Raw genomic sequence first — 23,064 nt, 5'->3', positions numbered from 1 at the left:
GCGCGTTTCGATCATCGCGCCCTGCCAAATGTCAGCTTGCAGACGAACAATCCCGATGGCAAATTGCGGCCATGGTATCAAAACGACTTAGCCGGGAAGCCGGTCACCGCCGCAAGTTTCTTGCCGTCATTGACGAAACGCCCGAATGCGGGCGCGCCGTCGCCTATGCCGCGCGCCGTGCAAAAAATACCAGCGGATCACTTGTCCTGCTTTTCGTGATCGATGATTCCGATTTCCAGCAAATTCTGGGCGTCGGCGAAATCATGCGTTCCGAAGCGCAGGATCGCGCTCAGGCCGCGCTTGAGAAATTCGCGGCAGCGGTGCGTGCAGATCAGGGGATCGAGCCGGAAATCAGCATCCGCGAGGGCGAAACCGCCGCGGAGCTTATCAGCCTCATCGAGGAGGATCAGGATATCGCCATTCTGGTTCTGGCCGCCGGTTCAGGCAAGGAAGGCCCCGGTCCCCTCGTGCAATCGCTGGCCGGTCGCGCGCAGTTCCCGATCCCGGTGACTGTCATTCCGGCAGGTATGAGCGACGACGACATTGATGCGGTGACCTGATCACCCTATATTGATGTCAACTGATACGCGCAGCATCAGGACGGCACTTGCGTCCATGGCAATCTGCGCCTACGAAAATCGTTCCAAAATCTGAAAGCGGGACAACTGGCATGTTCATCCAGACTGAAACCACGCCCAACCCGGCGACCCTGAAGTTTCTTCCCGGCAAGGTCGTGATGCCGGAAGGCACCGCCGATTTCCGCGATGCTTCCACCGCTGGCAACACGTCGCCGCTCGCAGCCAAGCTCTTTTCGGTTCCGGGCGTGACGGGTGTTTTCTTCGGCTACGACTTTATAACCGTCACCAAGGACGATGGCGAATGGCAGCATCTGAAGCCTGCTATCCTTGGCACGATCATGGAACATTTCATGTCCGGTGCGCCTGCAATGGCCGGCAACAGCAATGCCGATGCCGCTGCCGCACATGGCGATGAAGAATTTTTCGATGAAGCCGATGCGGAAACCGTCGAGATCATCAAGGAATTGATCGAAACCCGTGTTCGTCCAGCCGTTGCCCAAGACGGCGGCGACATCACGTTCCGCGGCTTTGAAAACGGCACCGTGTTCCTGAACATGAAGGGCGCATGCTCGGGCTGCCCGTCATCGACGGCAACGCTGAAGCACGGCATTCAGAACCTTCTGCGCCATTTCGTGCCGGAAGTGCAGCAGGTCGAACAAATCTGAGTTGCATTTGATTGTCATGAAAAAGGCCGCTCGAAGCGGCCTTTTTCATGTCGTTATTGCTTCACGATGACTTTCGCGCCCTGTTCGGTGCGGTCGTAAAGATCCATAATGTCCTGATTCATGAGGCGGATGCAGCCCGAAGACATTGCCTTGCCGATGGACCACCATTCCGGCGTTCCATGCAGACGATAGCCCGTGTCACCACCCTTGTTATACAGATACAGGGCGCGCGCGCCGAGCGGGTTACGCAGGCCGGGGTCCATGCCATTGCGATATTTTGCAAGTTCCGGCTGGCGCCTGATCATGGCCGAAGGCGGTGTCCAGGTCGGCCATTCGCGCTTCATGGCGACGCGCGCCGTACCGGACCATTCAAAACCTTCGCGGCCGACGCCAATGCCGTATCGCATGGCCTTGCCTTCCGGCATGATGAAATAAAGGAACTTTTCGCGCGTATCGACAATGATCGTGCCCGGCTTTTCGTCTGTTGGATATTTGACGATCTGGCGACGATATTGCGGTTGAATCTTTTCGCTCGGGATCGCCGGGACAACATAGCCGGCATCGGTGACCGAAGAATAGGAAGCGGTATAGAATGTGCCGCCTGCTGTCGAGCAGCCTGCGACGACACTGCCCAGAAAAAGAGCCGCCGCCAGATTTAGGACGCGAGACTTCATGCATTCCCCCAGATTGGTTCATTCCGTCAATGGGACCGCGATGGGCCGGAGATAGATGCGAATCGTTCGTTGTCGTTGAAGATGCGGCAGTATTGTTAACCAGACGTTAACCGTAAATTGAAAATTCCTTGATTAGGCCATTTTTTGGCCATGTTTCAGCGCCTTGCGGCGGTTTTTTGCACCGCACACGCTTGATTTCCGATTGTTTCACCGTGAAACCACGCACAAAATGCGCCATGCCCATTGTGATTCCCAACCAGACCCATCCTCTTTCCGACGGCAGGCAGTCAGAGAACGCCATGCTTGTGCGGCGCGGCGTCCAGCGCCTTTTTCTGCAAATGGGGCTTGCCACATTGCCCGAATTGCCGCTGGCATCAGGCCGGCGCGCCGATCTGATCGCGGTCAACCGCAAGGGCGAAATCTGGATCGTGGAGATAAAATCATCCATTGAGGACTGGAAGGCGGACCGTAAATGGCCCGAATATCGTGCCTATTGCGACCGGCTGTTCTTCGCCACCCATCCGGCTGTTCCAAGCGAAATCTTTCCGCAAGAATGCGGCTTCATTCTCTCAGACGGATATGGAGCAGAAATCATGCGCGATGCCCCGGAACATAAATTGCCCGGTGCAACGCGAAAAGCGCTGATGCTGCGCTTTGCACGGGCAGGCGCGGCCCGGCTGACAATCGCCGAACTCGCCGGTCTCGATGTGCCCGAAACCGAAATTGATTGACCTGATTTAACGCGGCGCGCGTTTGGCCAGAATGCGCTGCAATGTGCGGCGGTGCATGTTGAGACGGCGTGCGGTCTCTGAGACATTGCGCTCGCACATTTCATAAACCCGCTGAATGTGCTCCCAGCGAACCCGGTCGGCGGACATCGGATTTTCCGGCGGCGCGACCTTTTCGCCGGGACGGCGGGTCAATGCTGCGAAGACCTCATCAGCATCGGCAGGCTTCGACAGATAATCGATGGCGCCGAGCTTCACGGCATTCACAGCGGTTGCGATATTTCCGTAGCCGGTAAGAACGATTGCGCGCGTATCGGCACGGCGCGAGCGAATCGCTTCGATGATGTCGAGACCATTGCCATCGCCGAGCCGCATATCCACGACCGCATAGGCCGGCGCAGCAGCCTTGACGGCGGCGATGCCTTCCTCAACCGATTCCGCGGTTGTCACCTGAAAACCCCGGCTCTCCATGGCGCGGGCAAGGCGCTGCAAGAAAGGCTTGTCGTCATCAACCAGAAGGAGGGTCGGATCGTTGCCTATGGCTTCGGTGTCTTCCTGCTTCAAGTCATCCATCGGGTGCTTTCCTGCCTGTATTTTTCTTTCCTTATTGATACCCCTGCGTCAAAAAGTCAAATAGCCACTGAATTGTTGAAGCAATTTCAGCGCTCCTCCTCACGTCGCAGAAATGCAACTCTTTGTAATATCACACTATTTTGAAAGCCGGACACAAGGATGTGATAGAAGATCCTTAGGCCCGCCTGAAAAATACGCTTCAGACGGACGTAAATGCAGAACGCGGCCAGATCACCTTCACCTCCGCGCCCTGCCCCGGATTGCTCCGATTGCGGAAGGTGATATGCGCGCCCGAACGTTCCAGCAGCGTTTTCGCGATGAACAGGCCCAGACCCAAACCGCCGCCATTCCGGGTATTGTCGCGGCTTGTCATATAGGGCTCGCCGATCCGGTCGAGGATTTCCGGTTTGAAGCCCTCGCCGTCATCCTGAATGATCACGCTCACATTGCCGTCAGTCCAGCCCCACGTGACATTGACCGTTCCGCGCGCGAAATCGACGGCATTCTCGACCAGATTGCCCAGGCCATAGAGCAGGCCGGGATTACGCCGGGTGACCGGTTCCGGCTTCGGACCTTCCGTCTTTTGCACGTCGATGGTGATGCCGAAGTTGCGGTGCGGCGCGATTACTTCTTCAATCAACGAGGAAAGCGGCAGGCGCGACATATGTTCTTCGCCTTCGGACGATAGGCTGGTCAGCCGCTGGAGAATTTCCCGGCAGCGCTGGGTCTGGGAGTGAAGCAGGGCAATGTCTTCGGCAAGGCCCGGATCGGTGGTGCGGGCGCGCTGCATTTCCTTCACCACCAATGCAATGGTTGCAAGCGGGGTGCCCAGTTCGTGGGCGGCTGCAGCAGCCAGTCCATCCAGTGCCGACAGATGCTGTTCACGCTGGAGAATAAGTTCGGCGGCGCTCAATGCGTCGCCCAACTGGCGCGCTTCCTCGGCGATGCGGTAGGCATAGACGGCAGTGAAACCGAGCGCTGAAATGATGGCGCACCAGATGCCGATCACAAACAGGAATGGCAAATTCAGCGTTTCGCCGGGATACCAGGGCAGCGGTTCGTGCCTGATGGTGAGCACCGATGTACAGGCAACCACCAGCAAGCCGAGCACAAGCGTATGGCGGGCAGAAAGCGACGTCGCCGAGATGATGACCGGCACGATCATCAGGATAACGAAGGGGTTTTGCAGCCCGCCGGTCAGATAAAGAAGTCCTGCCAGCTGCAGAATGTCGAATGCCAGCACCAGACTTGCCGCCGCCGGATTGAGCCGATGGTTGGTTGGAAAGCGGAAGGCCAGATAAAGATTGAGCCACGCCGAACAGGCGATCAGCGCAAAGCAAACGCCGACGGCAAAAGGAAACTGCAGATAAAGCGCCACGAACATGACTGCGGCGGTTTGTCCGGCAATGGCTAGCCAGCGGACACGTACCAGCGTGGTCAGGCGCGGGCGGCGCGAAAGATTGGAAGCGCGATTCTCGAATTCTGCGTGCATTGACGTCCCTCGTCAGGCCCTTATGAGGCAAGCCCGGACCAGAAAGCAAGCGAAACTGCGTTATCCGGTCGCAGGCCGGGATTAGGTCCGGACCCTAGGTACCACGCGGCTTGGCGCGGCGCGTTGCTTCAGCGTTGGCGGGGTCTTCCGGCCAGACGTGCTTCGGATAACGGCCGCGCATATCGGAACGCACATCCGCCCATGAGCCTTTCCAGAAGCCGGGAAGATCGCGGGTTATCTGGATCGGACGGTGGGCCGGAGAAAGAAGCTCCAGCAAGAGCGGCACCTTGCCATTGGCGATGGCCGGATGCATGCCGAGGCCGAACAGTTCCTGCACACGCACCGCGATAACCGGCTCCTCCGCATCGTAACGGATCGGAATATTCGATCCGGTCGGCACTTCGAAATGTGTCGGTGCAAGCTGGTCGACACTGCGCTGGAGGTCGAACGGCACAAGGCTCAACAGGCCGTTTTTCAGCACATGCGCTGGAATGCGGTCGAGCTGGGCTTCCCCCGTCAGGAAGGGCAGCAGCCAGTCCTCAAGCCTTTCCAGAAGCGCTTCGTCATCCATCGACGGCCAGGGATCGCCCAGGCCGCGATGAAGCCAGCCAAGCCGTCGGCGCAGGATGTCCGTCTCCTTGCCCCAAGGCAGAATATCAAGACCGTGTTCACGCACGGCGGCAATCACGCCTTCGTCGGCAGCGCTTCCCGAAGGAGCGGCGAGCGGCTTTTCAGAGAGAGCGATAGCGCCGATACGCACGGCTTCGCGCGTCCGCAGGGCGTTCTTTTCCGGGTCATAGACAACTTGTCGTCCACTCTCGATTTTGTCGCCCAAGGCAGCGCGGATTTCTGTTTCGCTGACTTCCGCAGCAGAAAGAATACGCGCCCGTCCCGCCTTGCCCGTCATATCGGCAACCACCAGCCACGATGCGCGGCTCAAACTGATGGCAGGATCGACCTCGCCGCCGCGCCCGTTGGCGAGCAGGAATTGTCCCGTTGCCCCACGCGCTTTGGCGATACGGTCTGGATAGGCGTCCATCAGCATACGGCCAACGCCTGAACCGGCTGGTTCGCCTTTGTTGGGCACATTTGCAGCCAACCGTTTCGCCAAACCTTTGGCACGCTGGGCACGATCAGAACGATCATTGCGGAACCGCGCCATGCGGGTATCGAGATCGGTCTCATTGCCGCCAAGACCGCGCTCGGTCAGAAGAACAGCAAGCTCTGCCGCCCGCAGGGCCTCGCCGCGTTTACCAGCTTCCGCCACCATATGCGCAAGGCGTGCAGGCAGGGCAAGCGAGCGCATAGCCTCCCCATCTGCGGTCAAGCGTCCAGCATCATCAAGCGCACCAAGCCGGCTAAGCAGTGCCTTGGCCTCTTTGAGAGCAGGCAATGGCGGCTTGTCGAGCAGCGACAAGGTTGCTGGATCAGTCACACCCCACGCGGCAGCGTCAAGCACGAGACCGGAAAGATCGGCTTCCAGAATTTCCGGGGGCGAGAAAGCGGGAAGCGATGCCGTTTGCCCCTGATGCCAGAGGCGAATGGCAACGCCCGGCTCGGTACGACCGGCACGCCCCGCCCGCTGATCGGCACTCGCGCGCGAGGTCCGCACGGTTTCAAGGCGGGTCAGGCCCGTAGCGGGTTCATATTTCGGCAGGCGGGCAAGGCCGCTATCGATGACCACGCGCACACCGTCAATCGTGATGGAGGTTTCGGCAATCGAGGTCGCCAGAACGACCTTGCGATGACCCGCCGGTGCAGGCTTGATCGCCGCATCCTGATCGCGACCTTCCATCGCGCCATAGAGCGGGGCGAGCAGCACATTCGGCGGCAGACGACCTTCAAGAAGCCGCGCTATGCGTTCAATCTCGCCCTGCCCCGGCAGGAAAGCCAGAATGCTGCCCGTTTCGTCCGCCAATGCGTCGCGGATCGCCCGCGCCATCGCATCCTCAATCCGTTCATCGGCCTTGCGGTCGCGATAGCGGATATCGGCAGGAAAAGCGCGTCCCTCGCTTTCGATCACCGGTGCATCACCGAGTAGCGATGCCACACGAGCGCCATCAAGCGTTGCCGACATGACGAGTATCTTGAGATCGTCACGCAATGCAGCCTGCACATCGAGCGCCAGCGCCAGACCAAAATCCGCATCGAGGCTGCGTTCGTGAAATTCATCAAACAGAACTGCGGCAACGCCCTTCAAATCTGGATCGTCGAGGATCATGCGTGCAAAAACGCCCTCGGTGACGACGAGGATTCGAGTTTTCCCTGACACCTTGCTTTCAAGGCGCATCCGGTAGCCGACGGTTTCACCCGGCTCCTCGCCCAGAAGCTGCGCCATGCGGCGGGCGGCAGCGCGTGCCGCCAGACGGCGGGGCTCAAGCAGCACGATCATACCGTCCTTGCGCCATGAGGCATTCAGTAGATGGATCGGCACCAGTGTCGTCTTGCCTGCACCGGGCGGGGCGACGAGGACTGCGCTCGCATGATGCGTCAATGCCTCGTCCAGCCGAGGCAGAATTCGTGTCACAGGAAGATCGGGCAGGCTCGTCAAAGCAGTTTCCGTCAGATAAGGCCTTCGCTTTGGTGCTTATCACACAAGGAGCGCACATGATCCATATTCGAAAATCGAGCAAGGCGGATGCGCCCGCTCTGACCGAAATCTGGCGCGCCAGCGTTCTCGCCACGCATGATTTCCTCAGCCGCAACGATTTTCTGGAAATCGAAAAGCTGGTGGCCGAGCAATATCTGCCCAATGTCGAAGTCTGGCTTATTGAAGACGCCGGCAAGGCGGTCGGCTTCATGGGCATGAGCGATCATCATATCGACAGCCTGTTCATCGCCCCCGACCAGCGCGGCAAAGGCATTGGCAAACTGATGATAGCCCATGCAAAGGCTGTCGGCAGTCCTCTCACCGTCGATGTAAACGAGCAGAACCTGCAAGGCGTCGGCTTTTACCGGCATATGGGATTTATCGAAACCGGACGTTCGGAAACAGACGACCAGGGACGCCCCTATCCACTTCTGCACCTGCGGCTGGCGTTCGGCGATTGACGTACTCCCCCGGAGTATATAGATTTCATTGAAATCGGGAGATTCCATGCCACATTCGCCGGAAGACAAGAAGCGCGCCCTGACGCGCCTGCGCCGCATTCGCGGTCAGGCCGAAGCGCTGGAGCGCGCGGTGGAGGCTGGCACGGAATGCGCGGCACTGCTGCAGCAGATCGCGGCGTTGCGAGGCGCGGCCAACGGGCTGATGGCGGAAGTGCTGGAAAGTCATTTCCGCGAGACGTTTGCGCAGGAAGCCAGAGGCGGTCAGGAAGCCAAGGCGGACTCCGATACGCAAATTGACGAAATCATGCGGATTTTGCGCACCTATCTGAAATAGGCGCGCAACACACAACTGGAAGGGAAACATCGCCATGAAGTCACGCGCAGCCGTCGCCTGGGAAGCAAAGAAGCCGCTCACCATCGAAACCGTCGAGATCGGCGGTCCGAAGGCTGGCGAAGTACTGGTCGAAATCATGGCGACAGGCGTTTGCCATACCGATGCCTACACGCTGTCGGGCCTCGATTCGGAAGGAAAATTCCCGGCCATTCTTGGTCATGAAGGGGCGGGCATCGTGCGCGAAGTGGGCGCAGGCGTGACCTCAGTCAAACCGGGCGATCATGTCATTCCGCTCTACACGCCGGAATGCCGCCAGTGCAAAACCTGCCTGTCGCAGCGCTCGAACCTCTGCACCTCGATCCGCGCCACACAAGGCCAGGGCCTGATGCCCGACCGCACCACGCGCTTTTCCTGCGATGGCGGCGAAGTCTTCCACTATATGGGCTGCTCGACCTTCTCCAACTTCACGGTTCTGCCGGAAATCGCGGTGGCGAAAGTGCGCGAAGACGCGCCTTTCGACAAGATCTGCTATATCGGCTGCGGCGTCACCACCGGCATTGGCGCGGTGATTTATACGGCAAAGGTTCGTCCGGGCTCAAATGTCGTGGTGTTCGGTCTCGGCGGCATCGGCCTCAATGTCATTCAGGGTGCCCGCATGGTGGGCGCGGACAAGATCATCGGCGTGGACATCAATCCGGCCAAGGTCGAAATGGCGAAAAAGTTCGGCATGACCGACTTCATCAACCCGCGCGAGATCGGCAATGACAAGGTGGTGCAGGCCATTCAGGACCTGACCGACGGCGGCGCGGACTATTCCTTCGATGCCACCGGCAATACCGATGTCATGCGGCAGGCGCTGGAATGCTGCCATCGCGGATGGGGCGAATCAATCATCATTGGCGTTGCGGAAGCCGGCAAGGAAATCGCCACGCGTCCGTTCCAGCTGGTTACTGGCCGCGTCTGGAAAGGAACTGCCTTTGGCGGAGCGCGCGGTCGCACCGACGTGCCGAAGATCGTGGACTGGTACATGGAGGGCAAGATCAATATCGATGATCTTATCACCCACACCATGCCGCTTGATGAAATCAATACTGCATTCGACCTCATGCATGAAGGCAAGTCCATCCGTTCGGTGGTTGTTTACTGATGGCTGAAAAGCTTCTCGTCTCCCGGTGGGATGAAATCGACAATCTGACCCCGCGCGCGCTTTATGCGATGCTGAAACTGCGCGTGGACGTCTTCGTGGTCGAGCAGAAATGTCCCTATCCGGAGATTGACGGCAAAGATTTCGAGGCTTTTCACCTGCGCATTCTCGACGGGGAAGAGCTTGCAGCATCGCTGCGGGTTCTGCCGCCGGAACAGGATGGGAAGCCGGTGAAAATCGGGCGCGTCGTTGTGGCGCCGGATTATCGCGGCTACAAGCTCGGCCAGCGTCTGATGACAGAGGCCATCGAATTTGCGCAGGCCCGCTTTCCCGTTACGGCCATCGAACTAGGCGGACAAAGCCATTTGCAGAAATTCTATGGCTCGTTCGGCTTCGAGGCGATTTCCGACGAATATCTCGAAGACGGCATTCCGCATGTCGATATGCGATTGGAACCAAGGGAAACCATTGCCTGATGTTTTTGCTGCGCCGCCATATGTCGTTCTATCTCGGCGCTCTTGGCGGCGTTGCAGCTTTCGTCATTGCGTGGCTTGTCGACAGGGAACTCGCTCCCGTCATCGGAGCCAACTGCTTCTTCGTGCTCTATCTCGCGCTGACGCTCTTTGCGTTGCCCAAGCTTACCGTAGCGCACCTGAAAAAACACGCCGCAAGCGCCGATGAACCCGTCTGGATCATTTTTCTCGTAACCTTCGCAGCGGTGCTTGTGGCGGTCGTCTCGCTATTTATCCTGATCAACCGGCAACCGCAGGCTGATGCCTTCGCACTGGTGATGACGCTGGCATCGGTGCCGCTCGGATGGTTTACCATTCACATGATGGCTGCGCTGCATTATGCACATGCTTACTGGCAACCAGGCCAACCTGCCGGCGACGACAGCAGCCATGCCAGCCGCCGTCGCGGTGGCTTCGAGTTTCCCGGCACGCCGGAACCTTCGGGCTGGGATTTTGCCTATTTCGCCTATGTCATCGGCATGACGGCGCAAACCTCCGACACCGGCGTGACAACGCCTGACATGCGCAAGATCACGCTGCTGCACAGCATCGTGTCCTTCTTCTTCAACACCGTGCTGGTCGCCGCTTCCGTCAATGTCGCGGTTGCGCTCGGAAGCTGAATAAAACCGGGAATTTCTTGATGGAAACCATTTCAACCGCAAAGAGCTTTGATGGAACGCAGGGCGTTTATCGTCACAAGAGCGCGGCGAACCAGTGCGACATGACCTTTGCCGTCTTCCTGCCGCCACAGGCCAAGGATGGGCCGGTGCCTGTCCTGTGGTATCTGTCGGGCCTCACATGTACACATCAGAATGTGATGGACAAGGGTGAATATCGGCAAATGGCCGCAGAATTGGGAATTGCCGTTATTTGCCCCGATACAAGCCCGCGCGGGGACGACATCCCCGATGAACCGGACAACTGGCAGTTTGGCAAGGGAGCCGGTTTTTACGTCGATGCGACGCAGGACCCCTTTGCCAAGAACTATCGGATGTATAGCTACTTCACGGAAGAGCTGACTGATCTGGTTGCGCAGAACTTTCCGCTCGACATGTCGCGTCAGGCTATCACAGGCCATTCCATGGGCGGGCACGGCGCGCTGACCATCGCGCTTAAAAACCCGGACCGCTTCAAATCAGCCTCGGCTTTCGCTCCCATCGTGCAGCCGTCGACGGCTGGCTGGTCCAGACCAGCGCTCGAAAAATATCTCGGGCCTGAAGAGCGCGCATGGCGCGCCTATGATGCCACGCTCCTGATCGAGGACGGCTACCGGTTCCCGGAATTTCTGGTCGATCAGGGCACTGCTGACGGCTTTCTCGATGAAGGCCTGCGCCCATGGCTTCTGGAAGACGCCTGCAAGAAGGCTGGCATTCCGCTCACGCTCCATATGCGCGACGGTTATGACCATTCCTATTTCTTCATCTCGACCTTCATGGGCGACCATCTGCGCTGGCATGCGGAGCGCCTCAAGCGCTGATCAGCGCTTCAAAACCTTCATCGGCAGACCGCCTTGCGGCTGGGTGGTGAGCTTCTGCACCGGCCACGGTCTGGTCGTTTCCAGCACCTCGAAACGACGGCCATCCAGCAAGATTGCCAGCGCAATGACCGCCTCCTGCAAGGCGAAGCTTGCGCCGATGCAGACGCGCGGTCCCGCACCGAAGGGCAGATATTGAAAGCGGTCGAGCTTGTCCCGGTTTTTGGGCCAGAAGCGTTCCGGCATGAAAGCATCCGGCTGATCCCAGTATAGCCTGTGGCGATGAATGACCCACGGCATGACCAGCACGGTCGCACCCTTCGGGATTTTCAGATCGTCATATGTATCGTCGGTCGCAGCCTCCCGATTGATTGAGGGAGCGGGCGGATAAAGTCGCATCGCCTCCTCGAAGGCTGCACGCGTGAAAGGCAGCGAGGCCAGCCAGTCCTGCGGCGGCAGATCGCGCCCGCCCCGTGCAAAAAAGCCGTCGATTTCCGTTTCGATACGTTCCCGCTCGCGCGGCGCCTTGGCAAGCAGATAGAGCGTCCAGCCAAGGGCGCGGGCGGTTGTCTCATGCCCCGCGCCGATGAAGGTGATGATGTTGTCCTCGATCTCGGAGCGGCTCAGGCCGTCCGGCCCTTCGGCGCGCAAAAGCAGGGTGAGGAAGTCGCTCGGCACGTCTTCACCCTTGTCCATGCGGGCTTTGCGCAGCGCGATGGTGTTTGAAACCAGTTCGCGGAAGAAACCGAGCGATTGCTGTCCACGCAGGCGCGTGAAGCGCGGAAACCAGTCGGGCAGTCCCAGAAGATCGAACGGATCGACCCGGCCCATGGTTTCGAACAGCCTGTCGATCTGATGGGCAAAATCGTTTGGATCGCCCGCGATCTCGCCCGAAAACAAGGTTTCGGCGAGAATATCGTAGGTCAGGAGCGTCATGTCATGAGCAACATCGGTGATCGTGCCGGGGGTCTTGTATCGCTCGGCGAAGCGAAGCGACCGGTCGCGCATGGTTTCGGCAAAACCGCCGATATGGCGCGGCGTGAAAACCGGAGCCATGGCCTTTCGCGACCGCTTCCACACCGGACCTTCAGCCGTCAGCAGGCCGTCGCGCAATAACGGACGCAACACCCTCTGGCGAATGGCGGACATGGGATAATTGGCGGCATTGTCGACCAGCACATGGCGGATCAGCCCCGGATCGTTGGCAATGATGGTTTTCATGCCGAACCAGCTGACGGAAATCCAGCGCTCGTTATAGGAAGGCTCGCCCCAAAGCTCGAGCGGGTTCCTGTAGACAACCCGCATCATCTCGAAACGACCGACCGGCTTTTCGCGGGGACGCGGTGCAGGCGGCACGAATGGATCCGGTCGTTCGCTCATGACGTTCGCAGTTTCCATCAAGCGTTCCTTTCGTCACAAAACAGGTCAAGAACGCCCCCGTCAAACCGGATATAAGCGTCAATTATGGCGGTTCCAGAAGCCGTGCGGCGCCGCGATCGCCGTCACACCGGCCACCAACCGGAATCCCCGGTAAAATTACCGCCAAAATTTGGAAAAATGGGCGTTAGCACCTATATTAAAGCCATGTTTGTCGCGTGATTCGACATATCTTTGAAGCTGCATTCGCAGCGCGTTTTTCGAAAGATTTTCATGAGCGAGATGCCCGAGATGAATTCCGAAGCCCCCGCCGAATATGGCGCGGATTCCATTCGTGTTCTGAAAGGCCTGGATGCCGTTCGCAAGCGTCCCGGCATGTATATCGGTGACACGGATGACGGCTCCGGCCTGCATCATATGGTCTACGAGGTCGTGGACAATGCAATCGACGAAGCGCTGGCGGGACACGCCACGCTTGTGACCGTCACCCTCAACCCGGACGGGTCGTGCACCGTGACCGACAATGGCCGCGGCATTCCGACCGATATTCACAAGGAAGAAGGCGTTTCGGCCGCCGAGGTCATCATGACCCAGCTCCACGCTGGCGGCAAGTTCGACCAGAATTCCTACAAGGTTTCCGGCGGTTTGCACGGCGTCGGCGTATCGGTGGTGAACGCGCTGTCGATCTGGCTGAGGCTGAAGATCCGCCGCGCCGGCAAGATCCATGAGATGAGCTTTACGCATGGCGTGGCCGATGCTCCGCTCGCGGTAACGGGTGATGCAGGCGATGAAACCGGTACGGAAGTAAGCTTCCTGCCTTCGCCTGAGACTTTCTCCATGGTCGAGTTCGACTTCGACACGCTGGAACGCCGCCTGCGCGAGCTCGCCTTCCTCAATTCGGGCGTTCGCATCAAGCTTGCCGACCGCCGTCATGCGGATGTGGTGGAGCATGAGCTGCACTATGACGGCGGGCTGGTCGAATTCGTGAAATATATCGACCAGAGCAAGAAGTCGCTTCTGGAAGAACCGATCTATATCCGCAGCGAAAAAGACGGCATGACGGTGGAAGTCGCCATGTGGTGGAACGATTCCTACCACGAGAAAGTGCTGTGCTTCACCAACAACATTCCGCAACGCGATGGCGGCACGCATCTGGCCGGATTCCGCGGCGCGCTGACGCGCCAGGTGACGGGCTATGCCGATGCTTCGGGCATGACCAAGAAGGAAAAAGTCACCTTTACCGGCGATGACTGCCGCGAAGGGCTGACTGCCGTTCTTTCGGTCAAGGTTCCCGATCCGAAATTCTCGTCGCAGACAAAGGACAAGCTGGTTTCCTCGGAAGTGCGTCCCGTGGTGGAAAGCCTCGTCAACGAGGCGCTTTCGACATGGCTGGAAGAACATCCGGCAGGCGGCAAGGCTGTTGTCGAGAAGGTCATTCAGGCAGCCGCAGCGCGTGAAGCCGCCCGCAAGGCCCGTGACATTACCCGCAAGAGCAATCTGAGCGTGACGTCCCTGCCCGGCAAGCTTGCCGACTGTCAGGAACGCGATCCGGCCAAGTCCGAAATCTTCATCGTCGAGGGTGACTCGGCAGGCGGCTCCGCCAAGAGCGGCCGTTCGCGCCAGAACCAGGCCATCCTGCCGCTGCGCGGCAAGATCCTCAATGTGGAACGCGTGCGTTTCGACCGGATGATCTCTTCCGATCAGGTCGGCACGCTGATTACCGCGCTCGGCACATCGATCGGCAAGGATGAAACGCACGGCTTCAACCCGGACAAGCTGCGCTATCACAAGATCATCATCATGACCGACGCCGACGTCGACGGCGCGCATATCCGCACATTGCTGCTGACCTTCTTCTTCCGCCAGATGCCGGAACTGATCGAGCGCGGCCATATCTATATTGCGCAGCCGCCGCTCTATAAGGTGTCGCGCGGGAAGTCCTCGCAATACATCAAGAACGAAGCCGCTTTCGAGGACTTCCTCATTGAGACAGGTCTTGAGGAAGCGACGCTGGAAATGGCCAGCGGCGAAGTTCGCGCCGGGCCGGACCTGCGTTCGGTGGTGGAAGATGCGCGCACCATGCGTCAGCTTCTGGGCGGGCTTCACACGCGCTATGACCGCCGCGTGGTGGAACAGGCCGCCATTGCCGGGCTGCTCAATCCGGATGCCTCGAAAGACAATGCCACTGCACAGCAGTCCGCCGACATTGTCGCAAAGCGTCTCGACATGATCTCGGAAGAAACGGAGCGCGGCTGGACGGCCCATGTGACGGAAGACGGCGGCTATCGTTTCGAGCGCATGGTGCGTGGCGTGAAGGACATTGCCATACTCGACATGGCCTTGCTCGGTTCTGCCGATGCCCGCCAGATCGACCGTGTAGCTGCACGCCTGTCGGAAGTCTTTGCCGAGCCGCCGGTGCTGCGCCGCAAGGACAAGGCGGATACGCTTTCCGGTCCGGTAGCCCTGCTCGATGCGATCTTTGCGACAGGCCGCAAGGGCCTGACCCTGCAGCGCTACAAAGGTCTGGGCGAGATGAACGCCGAACAGCTTTGGGAAACCACGCTCGATCCGAACGTGCGTTCGCTGCTGCAAGTCAAGGTGACGGATGCAACCGATGCCGATTCGCTCTTCACTCGCCTGATGGGTGATGAGGTGGAACCGCGCCGCGAATTCATCCAGGAAAACGCGCTGAGCGTTGCCAATCTGGACGTTTGATACGCAAAAGCCCCGGAAATCCGGGGCTTTTCATTATTCTACGTAGGAAGTTTACTCGCCGCGGCGCTTCTTGCTGTAACCGCCGCCTTCGGGCTTTTTGCCGCCCTTTTTGAAGCCGTCTTTCTTGAAGTCGTCTCCGCGGGAGAAGTCGCGCGGCTTGTCCCACTTGTCGCCCTTCGAGCGGTCGCCTTTATAACCGTCGCTCTTGTATCCGTCGCGGAAGCCGCCTTCCTTCTTGTCGCCGCGCGGCTTGAAACCACCCCGGCCTTCGCGCGGAGCAGCGTCGCCGCCTGCACCCGCAACAGCGGTGCGGATCACGAGACCCTTTTCGCCAGTGCCGCGTTCTTCGACCGAACGGCGGAACTCGTCAGCCTTCGAGGCTGTGATTTCGAAGCGGGTTTCGTTGTCGAAAATCTTGATCGAACCGACATCGCGCTTCGACACATCACCCGCCTTGCAGATGAGCGGCAGCAGCCATTTCGGATCGGCGCGATGCTTGCGGCCAGCGGAGACCGAGAACCACACGCCGTCAAACGATGCATTACGGTCGAAACGCTCGCCCGGTTCGCCACGATCACGACGCTCGAAGCGATCACCCCGGTCAGAACGCTCGCCTTTTTCAAAACGATCTCTGGGTTTCTTGCCGCCAACCGGATGCACCGGCGCGTCGGAAACTTCTTCCGCTGCCGGGTAAGAGGCCACTTCGCGGTTCAGGAATGCAGCCGCGATCTGTTCCGGCGTGTAACGCTCGGTCAGCGCCTTCAGGAGATCCTGATATTCTTCTTCAACCGGCTGGTTGAAGACTTCGGCATTCAGGATGCGCTCATTGGTCTTGGCCTGAACGGCTGCAATGCTCGGTGCCGGAACCGTCTGCGCGTCGAGCTTGGCCATGTGCAAAAGGCGCTCGGCGGTGCGGCGGCGCGAGAACGGCACGACCAGAACACAGGTGCCCTTGCGACCGGCGCGACCAGTACGGCCCGAACGGTGCAGCATTGTTTCCGGATTGTTCGGCAGATCGGCGTGAATAACCAGATCGAGATTGGGCAGGTCGATGCCGCGCGCGGCAACGTCGGTCGCGACGCAGACGCGGGCGCGGCCATCGCGCATGGCCTGAAGCGCATTGTTGCGTTCTGCCTGGCTGAGTTCGCCTGACAGGGCAACCACGGCAAAACCGCGATTGGAAAGCCGGCTTGCCATATGCTTCACCGCTTCACGGGTCGAGCAGAAAATGATCGAGTTCTGGCTATCGTAATAGAGCAGCGTGTTGATGATCGCGTGGTCGCGCTCATGCGGCGGCACCGGCATGGCGACATAATCGATGTCGGCGTGCTGGCTGGTTTCGCTCTGCACTGTGATGCGCAGCGCATCGTTCTGGAAGCGCTTGGCAAGCTGGGCAATCGGCTTCGGCACGGTCGCCGAGAACATCAGCGTGCGGCGGTCTTCCGGCGCTTCGCCGAGGATGAATTCGAGGTCCTCGCGAAAGCCCATGTCGAGCATTTCGTCGGCCTCATCGAGCACGACGGCACGCAGTTCCGACATATCGAGGGCATCGCGGGTGATATGGTCGCGCAGGCGTCCGGGCGTGCCGACAACGATATGGGCGCCACGTTCCAGCGCGCGGCGCTCGGTACGGATATCCATGCCGCCAACGCAGGATGCGATGCGCGCGCCGGTATCGGCATAGAGCCATTCCAGCTCGCGACGAACCTGCAGCGCCAGTTCGCGCGTCGGGGCGATGATCATGGCAAGCGGAGCAGCCGCATCGCCAAAACGCAGTTCGTCTTCGAGGATGGTGTTGGCCATGGCAAGGCCGAATGCGACCGTCTTGCCCGATCCGGTCTGTGCGGAAACGAGAAGGTCGGCATCGAGCGTTTCGGGAGCCAGAACAGCGTTCTGAACGGCGGTGAGCGTATTATAACCGCGAGCGGCTAATGCTCCGGACAGAGCCGGAGCGATGGTTTCGGGCAAAGACATGAACCACTTTCACGAAAAAAGCTTCTCAAGCCGTATACCCATTGGTCGCGGACCCACTTGTCCACGACTCCCCTGACGACCACCGAAGCAACAGAATTGATGCTTCCCTATAGGGTTGGGCCCAACACGTCAACCATTTAAGGCTTTAGGGTCAGGACCTAGTGAGCCTCATCCCAGTTATGCGCTGCACGCGCATCGACATGCAGCGGCACCGCAAGCGAGACGGCAGGCATTGCCGCATTTTCCATCACATGACGCACGACCGGAATTGTCTTTTCGACTTCGTTATCAGGCACTTCGAAAATCAGTTCGTCGTGCACTTGCAGCAACATGCGGGCTGCGAGCTTTTCCTGCGACAATGCATCTTCCATGCGGATCATGGCGCGACGGATGATATCGGCAGCAGAACCCTGGATAGGCGCATTGATGGCGGCGCGCTCGTTAAAGGCGCGTATCTGCGGATTGGATGCCCTGATATCGGGATAATGGGCGCGACGGCCAAAAATGGTTTCGACATAGCCATGCTCGCGCGCGAAAGCCTTGGTCGCCTCCATATAATCCTTGATGCCGGGGAAGCGCTCGAAATAGGTGCGGATATATTGCCCGGCTTCCTCACGCGGGATGGAAAGCTGGTTCGCGAGACCGAAAGCGGAAATGCCGTAGATGATGCCGAAATTGATCGCCTTGGCGCGGCGGCGCACTTCGGAAGGCATGCCCTCCACCGGCACGCCGAACATTTCCGACGCCGTCATGGCGTGAATGTCGATGCCGTCTGCAAATGCCTGTTTCAGTTGCGGAATATCGGCAACATGGGCGAGGACCCGCAGCTCGATCTGGCTGTAGTCGGCCGAAATCAGCTTGTTGCCGGGTTCGGCGATGAAAGCCGTCCTGATCTTGCGGCCCTCGGCTGTGCGCACCGGAATATTCTGCAAATTCGGGTCGGATGACGAGAGGCGCCCGGTCGATGTGGACGCCATCGCATAGCATGTATGAACGCGCTTCGTTTCAGGATTGATGAAACCGGGCAGCGCATCCGTATAGGTGGATTTGAGCTTGGTGAGCTGGCGCCAGTCCACGATCTTGCGCGGCAGTGGATGGCCTTCGGCGGCAAGGTCTTCCAGCACCTGCGCGGAGGTGGACCACTGACCGGTCTTGGTCTTGGAGGCACCGGGCAGCCCCATCTTGCCGAAGAGAATGTCGCCTAGCTGCTTGGGCGAACCAATGGTGAATTTCTCGCCAGCAAGCTCGTAAATTTCGTCTTCATAGGCAGCGGCAGCTTGCGCCAGATCACCGGAAAGGCGCGAAAGCACCTGCCGGTCGACGGAAATGCCCCGCTCTTCCATGCGCGCCAGCACATCGATCAGCGGACGTTCCAGACGTTCATAGACCGACATCAGCCCTTCCGCCGCAAGGCGCGGCTTCAACACCTGCCAGAGACGCAGCGTGACATCGGCGTCCTCGGCGGCATAGGCCGTCGCCCGGTCGATATCGACCATATCGAACGTGACCGCACTCTTGCCGCTGCCCGCCACGTCCTTATAGGCAATCGGCGTGTGACCGAGCCAGCGTTCGGACAGCGGGTCCATGCCGTGGCTGCCGGTGCCTGCGTCCAGCACATAGGAGATCAGCATCGTATCGTCGAACGACACGGTGTTGATCCCATAGCGCCGCATGACCAGCCAATCATATTTCATGTTCTGCGCGATCTTGAGGACCGAAGCGTCTTCAAGCACCACTTTCAAGGCAGCCAGCGCTTCACCCAGCGGAATCTGTCCTTCGACCATGCCGCCGCCCAGAAGATCACCCGCACCGGATTTGTGCTGGAGCGGAATGTAAGCGGCCCTGCCCGGTGCCAGCGCCAGCGAAAACCCGACCAGTTCCGCCTGCATCGGATCGACCGAAGTGGTTTCCGTGTCGAAGGCCAGGAGGCCGGTTTCCACGGCTTCAGCAAGCCAGAGCTTCAATGTCGCGATATCGCGAATGCAGGTATAGGCGCTCGTATCGATCTTTTGCGTACGGGCCGCTTCGGCACGTTTTTCGGCAAGTTCTGCCGGCCTGTACCCGGCTTCTGTCGTGGAAACGGTGACCGTAGCCGTCACGGCAACGACTGTAACTTCGCCGTCCACCTTGGACGGAACATCCATGTCCGGCCCGTGAAGATCGGCGGTGGATGCGTCAGCGCCCCAGCTTGTTTCGACATGGCACGGCTCGACGGCTGAAGCGTCCGTGTCGGTCGCCTCGGCAACACGGCGCGTGAGCGAGGTGAATTCCATCGCCTTGAGGAAGCCGATCAGTTTCGGCCCGTTCTGCGGCTCCAGCACGAGCCCGTCCAGATCAACGTCCAGCGGCACGTCGTTCTTGAGCGTCACGAGCTGGCGCGCGATCTTTGTCTGGTCAGCAAAGGCCAGAATATTCTCGCGGCGCTTGTTCTGCTTGATTTCGGAGGCTCGGGCCAGAAGCGTGTCGAGATCGCCGAATTCCTCCAGCAATTGCGCCGCCGTCTTCGGCCCGATACCGGGAATGCCCGGCACATTGTCGGTGCTGTCGCCGGTCAGCGATTGAAGGTCGATCATCTTTTCCGGCGGGACGCCCCATTTCTCGATCACTTCAGGGATCGAAATCTGCTTGTCCTTCATGCTGTCATACATGGACACGCTTGGCGTCACGAGCTGCATTAGGTCCTTGTCAGACGAGACGATGGTGACGTCGCCGCCCGCTTCTTCCGCCAGCCGCGCATAGGTGGCGATCAGGTCGTCGGCCTCGAAACCTTCCTTCTCGATGCAGGGCAGGTTGAAGGCGCGCGTTGCCTGACGGATGAGGCCGAACTGCGGAATCAGGTCTTCCGGCGGGGCGGTGCGGTTGGCCTTGTAATCAGGATAAAGCTCGTTGCGGAAGGTCTTCGACGAATAGTCGAAAATGACCGCAAAATGGGTCGGCACCACGCCGACATCCGTGTTGCGCGCATCCTTCAGGAGCTTCCACAGCATGTTGCAGAAGCCCGAAACGGCGCCGACCGGCAGACCATCCGTCTTGCGGGTCAGCGGTGGCAGGGCATGGTAGGCGCGGAAGATATAACCCGAGCCGTCAACGAGAAAGAGATGATCGCCTTTTTTCATAAGATAGAATTAGAGGAAAGCCGCAATAAAGGAAACCGCTCCCGTGTCAGGAGAAACAACCGTCCACGTGAAAGAAACCCATCACGTCGCGATAACAGGTTTGTTACAGATTTGTAATCTTCCGTGCCCTTGAATAGCCACAGTTGAAAGGCCAAATCCAGGTCATCGACAGTTCGTCGGTCGCCGGTCTTCTGACCCGTCCCCCGTTGGATACCGGATGTTAGCGGCAGCCTCATTTCCCCTCTCCGGGCTGCCGCTTTGAGTGTAGTGATATGGCCGTTACGGTAACCCCCTCACCGTAACGGCCAATTCATTTTTGGGAGAGCGGCTTTCCTTCAAATTGGGTTTCCTCTTGACGATGCTGGTTGTAGTGTGCCGCCAGTTTACGTTACGACTCGTCAGGAAGTTTCCATGTCCCAGCAATCGTCTGCGCCATCGCTCGACAAAGTCCTCACCCATCTCGACAACAATCTCGACAAGAGCCTCGATCGCCTGTTCGATCTCCTGCGGATCAAGTCGATTTCAACCGATCCGGCCTACAAGGCCGATTGCCGCAAAGCCGCCGAATGGCTGGTGGAGGACTTGAAGACGATCGGCTTCGATGCAAGCGTGCGCGATACGCCCGGCCACCCGATGGTGGTTGCCCATCACGAAGGCGCTACACCCGATGCGCCGCATGTTCTTTTCTATGGGCATTATGACGTGCAGCCGGTCGATCCGCTCAATCTGTGGGAAAACGATCCGTTCGAACCCGCGATCAAGGATGTGGGGAACGGCCGCAAGATCCTGACCGGACGCGGCACATCCGACGACAAGGGCCAGCTCATGACCTTTGTGGAAGCCTGCCGGGCCTATAAAGCGGTGAATGGCAATCTGCCGGTCAAGGTGACGCTGCTGTTCGAAGGCGAGGAAGAATCCGGTTCGCCATCGTTGAAGCCTTTCCTGGATGCCAACAAGGAAGAACTCAAGGCCGATGTGGCGCTTGTTTGCGACACGGCCATGTGGGACGCGGAAACGCCTGCCATCAGCGTCGGCCTGCGCGGTCTCGTCGGTGAGGAAATCGTCATCAAGGCAGCCGACCGCGACCTGCATTCGGGTTTCTTCGGCGGCGCTGCGGCAAACCCGATCCATATCCTGACCAAGATTCTGGCAGACCTGCACGACGAAACCGGGCGCGTGACTGTGCCTGACTTCTATGAAGGCGTGGAGGAAACCCCGACGCAGATATTGAAATCCTGGGAGAGCCTTGGCCGCACGGCGGAAAACTTCCTCGGTCCGATCGGCCTTTCCATCCCCTCCGGTGAAAAAGGCCGCAGCGTGCTGGAACTGACATGGGCGCGCCCGACGGCGGAAGTCAACGGCATCACCGGCGGCTATACCGGCGAAGGCTTCAAGACCGTCATCGCCGCAGAAGCTTCCGCCAAGGTTTCGTTCCGCCTCGTCCACAAACAGGACCCGGTCAAAATCCGCGAAGCCTTCCGCGCTTTCGTCAAGGAACGCGTTCCCGCCGACTGCTCGGTCGAGTTCCATCCGCATGGCGGCTCGCCCGCCATCCAGCTGCCCTATGATTCCCCGCTTGTTTCCAAGGCCAAGGATGCGCTTTCCGACGAATGGCCCAAGCCAGCCGTGCTGATCGCCATGGGCGGCTCGATCCCGATTGTCGGCGATTTCGACAAGTTCCTCGGCATGGAATCGCTGCTGGTCGGCTTCGGCCTTGAAGATGACCGCATCCATTCGCCCAACGAGAAATACGAGCTGAACTCCTTCCACAAGGGACAGCGCTCGTGGGCAAGAATCATGGCAGCTATTGCCGCCAAGTAGGGCAAGAATCATAGCGGCTATTGCCGCGAAGCAAGGACAACTGAATGACAATCCGTTTTCACAAAAACGATCTGCCGAACCTCGATCACTATCAGGTGAACGCGGTCGCCATAGACACCGAGACGCTGGGCCTGAACCCGCATCGCGACCGGCTTTGCGTGGTGCAGATTTCGCCCGGCGACGGTACGGCGGACGTGATCCAGATCGAAGCCGGACAGAAGAAGGCGCCAAATCTGGTCAAGCTTCTGAAAGATCGGTCCATCACCAAGATCTTTCATTTCGGTCGTTTCGACCTGGCGGTGCTGGCGCATACGTTCGGCACCATGCCGCAGCCGGTGTTCTGCACCAAGATTGCCTCGAAGCTGACACGGACCTATACGGACCGTCACGGCCTGAAAGAGCTTTGCAACGAGCTTCTCGACGTTTCGATTTCCAAGCAGCAGCAATCGTCGGACTGGGCAGCGGACACGCTCTCAGCCGCGCAGCTTGAATATGCGGCTTCCGACGTGCTCTACCTGCATCGCCTGAAAGCCGTGCTTGAGCAGCGGCTGGAGCGCGATGGCCGTGCTAAACAGGCCGAAGCCTGCTTCAAATTCCTGCCGACACGCTCCGAACTTGATCTCATGGGCTGGCCGGAAGACGATATTTTCGCGCATAGCTGAGGCTGCACGAAAGCTCTCCAACCATCAAACGGCGGCAGCAGCCGCCGTCAGACCGCTGACAAACCCATCGATATTTTCGACGGGTTTTGTTCTGGGAAGTATGCTGTTTTGGGCGGCAGAGTTTTGACGCAGATTGAGAAGGGTGTATCCGGCTCATGCGCTGACCGGTTTTGG

General features: G+C 59.2%; 19 protein-coding genes. 12 read left to right on the top strand and 7 right to left on the bottom strand.

What is annotated here, in order from left to right; all coding sequences use genetic code 11:
* Positions 1-71: 71 nt before the first annotated feature.
* The gene (locus F9K78_RS11620) at positions 72-560 is read left to right on the top strand and encodes a universal stress protein (protein ID WP_121980714.1); all 489 of its coding nucleotides are present in this window, start codon (positions 72-74) and stop codon (positions 558-560) included.
* Between the two features lie 110 nt (positions 561-670).
* The gene (locus tag F9K78_RS11615; protein ID WP_061344826.1) at positions 671-1,243 is read left to right on the top strand and encodes a NifU family protein; all 573 of its coding nucleotides are present in this window, start codon (positions 671-673) and stop codon (positions 1,241-1,243) included.
* 53 nt (positions 1,244-1,296) lie between these two features.
* Here the strand turns inward: F9K78_RS11615 and F9K78_RS11610 are convergent, their stop codons facing one another.
* Positions 1,297-1,917, bottom strand: a complete 621-nt coding sequence (locus F9K78_RS11610; protein WP_121985752.1) for a L,D-transpeptidase — start codon at positions 1,915-1,917, stop codon at positions 1,297-1,299.
* A gap of 236 nt (positions 1,918-2,153) precedes the next feature.
* Here F9K78_RS11610 and F9K78_RS11605 point away from each other — a divergent pair, with 236 nt between their 5' ends.
* Positions 2,154-2,648, top strand: a complete 495-nt coding sequence (locus F9K78_RS11605; RefSeq protein WP_121980712.1) for an MmcB family DNA repair protein — start codon at positions 2,154-2,156, stop codon at positions 2,646-2,648.
* Between the two features lie 6 nt (positions 2,649-2,654).
* On the opposite strand, the gene regA is transcribed toward F9K78_RS11605, so the two are convergent.
* The 3 genes from regA to hrpB form a co-directional block, all read right to left on the bottom strand.
* A complete protein-coding gene (regA, locus tag F9K78_RS11600; RefSeq protein WP_121980711.1) occupies positions 2,655-3,218 on the bottom strand; it encodes a global response regulator transcription factor RegA in 564 nt (187 codons plus the stop codon).
* 199 nt (positions 3,219-3,417) lie between these two features.
* Positions 3,418-4,710 carry an ActS/PrrB/RegB family redox-sensitive histidine kinase gene (locus tag F9K78_RS11590; protein ID WP_121980710.1) on the bottom strand — a complete coding sequence of 431 codons (1,293 nt, stop codon included), beginning with the start codon at positions 4,708-4,710 and terminating at the stop codon, positions 3,418-3,420.
* A 94-nt stretch (positions 4,711-4,804) separates the two neighbouring features.
* The gene (hrpB, locus tag F9K78_RS11585) at positions 4,805-7,261 is read right to left on the bottom strand and encodes an ATP-dependent helicase HrpB (RefSeq protein WP_121985753.1); all 2,457 of its coding nucleotides are present in this window, start codon (positions 7,259-7,261) and stop codon (positions 4,805-4,807) included.
* Positions 7,262-7,317: 56 nt separating this feature from the next.
* Here hrpB and F9K78_RS11580 point away from each other — a divergent pair, with 56 nt between their 5' ends.
* Genes F9K78_RS11580 through fghA form a run of 6 tightly spaced genes read left to right on the top strand, consistent with a single transcriptional unit; the run spans position 7,318 to position 11,228 of the window.
* Positions 7,318-7,761 carry an acetyltransferase gene (locus tag F9K78_RS11580; RefSeq protein WP_121980708.1) on the top strand — a complete coding sequence of 148 codons (444 nt, stop codon included), beginning with the start codon at positions 7,318-7,320 and terminating at the stop codon, positions 7,759-7,761.
* Between the two features lie 46 nt (positions 7,762-7,807).
* On the top strand, positions 7,808-8,095 hold the full coding sequence (locus F9K78_RS11575) for a metal/formaldehyde-sensitive transcriptional repressor (RefSeq protein ID WP_121980707.1): 288 nt from the start codon (positions 7,808-7,810) through the stop codon (positions 8,093-8,095).
* Between the two features lie 34 nt (positions 8,096-8,129).
* Positions 8,130-9,242 carry an S-(hydroxymethyl)glutathione dehydrogenase/class III alcohol dehydrogenase gene (locus F9K78_RS11570; RefSeq protein ID WP_121980706.1) on the top strand — a complete coding sequence of 371 codons (1,113 nt, stop codon included), beginning with the start codon at positions 8,130-8,132 and terminating at the stop codon, positions 9,240-9,242.
* Positions 9,242-9,715, top strand: coding sequence for a GNAT family N-acetyltransferase (locus F9K78_RS11565; protein ID WP_121980705.1), 474 nt, complete (start codon positions 9,242-9,244; stop codon positions 9,713-9,715). Before F9K78_RS11570 ends, F9K78_RS11565 begins: the two co-directional genes overlap by 1 nt.
* Positions 9,715-10,371, top strand: a complete 657-nt coding sequence (locus F9K78_RS11560; protein WP_121985754.1) for a DUF1345 domain-containing protein — start codon at positions 9,715-9,717, stop codon at positions 10,369-10,371. Before F9K78_RS11565 ends, F9K78_RS11560 begins: the two co-directional genes overlap by 1 nt.
* A gap of 20 nt (positions 10,372-10,391) precedes the next feature.
* Entirely contained in the window at positions 10,392-11,228 is an 837-nt protein-coding gene (gene fghA, locus F9K78_RS11555; RefSeq protein ID WP_121985755.1) for an S-formylglutathione hydrolase, read from the top strand.
* Here the strand turns inward: fghA and F9K78_RS11550 are convergent, their stop codons facing one another.
* Positions 11,229-12,605: a cytochrome P450 gene (locus F9K78_RS11550; RefSeq protein WP_235925416.1), complete on the bottom strand. Its 1,377-nt coding sequence runs from the start codon at positions 12,603-12,605 to the stop codon at positions 11,229-11,231.
* A 270-nt stretch (positions 12,606-12,875) separates the two neighbouring features.
* Between F9K78_RS11550 and gyrB the strand changes: the two genes are divergently transcribed.
* Positions 12,876-15,317, top strand: a complete 2,442-nt coding sequence (gyrB, locus tag F9K78_RS11545; protein ID WP_151682218.1) for a DNA topoisomerase (ATP-hydrolyzing) subunit B — start codon at positions 12,876-12,878, stop codon at positions 15,315-15,317.
* A 51-nt stretch (positions 15,318-15,368) separates the two neighbouring features.
* On the opposite strand, the gene F9K78_RS11540 is transcribed toward gyrB, so the two are convergent.
* A complete protein-coding gene (locus tag F9K78_RS11540) occupies positions 15,369-17,291 on the bottom strand; it encodes a DEAD/DEAH box helicase (protein WP_121985757.1) in 1,923 nt (640 codons plus the stop codon).
* Between the two features lie 158 nt (positions 17,292-17,449).
* Positions 17,450-20,407, bottom strand: a complete 2,958-nt coding sequence (gene polA / locus F9K78_RS11535; protein WP_121985758.1) for a DNA polymerase I — start codon at positions 20,405-20,407, stop codon at positions 17,450-17,452.
* Positions 20,408-20,818: 411 nt separating this feature from the next.
* Between polA and F9K78_RS11525 the strand changes: the two genes are divergently transcribed.
* Both F9K78_RS11525 and F9K78_RS11520 read left to right on the top strand, forming a co-directional pair.
* Entirely contained in the window at positions 20,819-22,228 is a 1,410-nt protein-coding gene (locus F9K78_RS11525) for a dipeptidase (RefSeq protein WP_121985759.1), read from the top strand.
* Positions 22,229-22,272: 44 nt separating this feature from the next.
* Positions 22,273-22,890: a ribonuclease D gene (locus tag F9K78_RS11520; protein ID WP_121985760.1), complete on the top strand. Its 618-nt coding sequence runs from the start codon at positions 22,273-22,275 to the stop codon at positions 22,888-22,890.
* Positions 22,891-23,064 lie beyond the last annotated feature (174 nt).

It is taken from the genome of Brucella pseudintermedia, from assembly GCF_008932435.1.
GTDB lineage: Bacteria > Pseudomonadota > Alphaproteobacteria > Rhizobiales > Rhizobiaceae > Brucella > Brucella pseudintermedia.
This window is presented reverse-complemented; position numbering and strand designations above follow the sequence as displayed.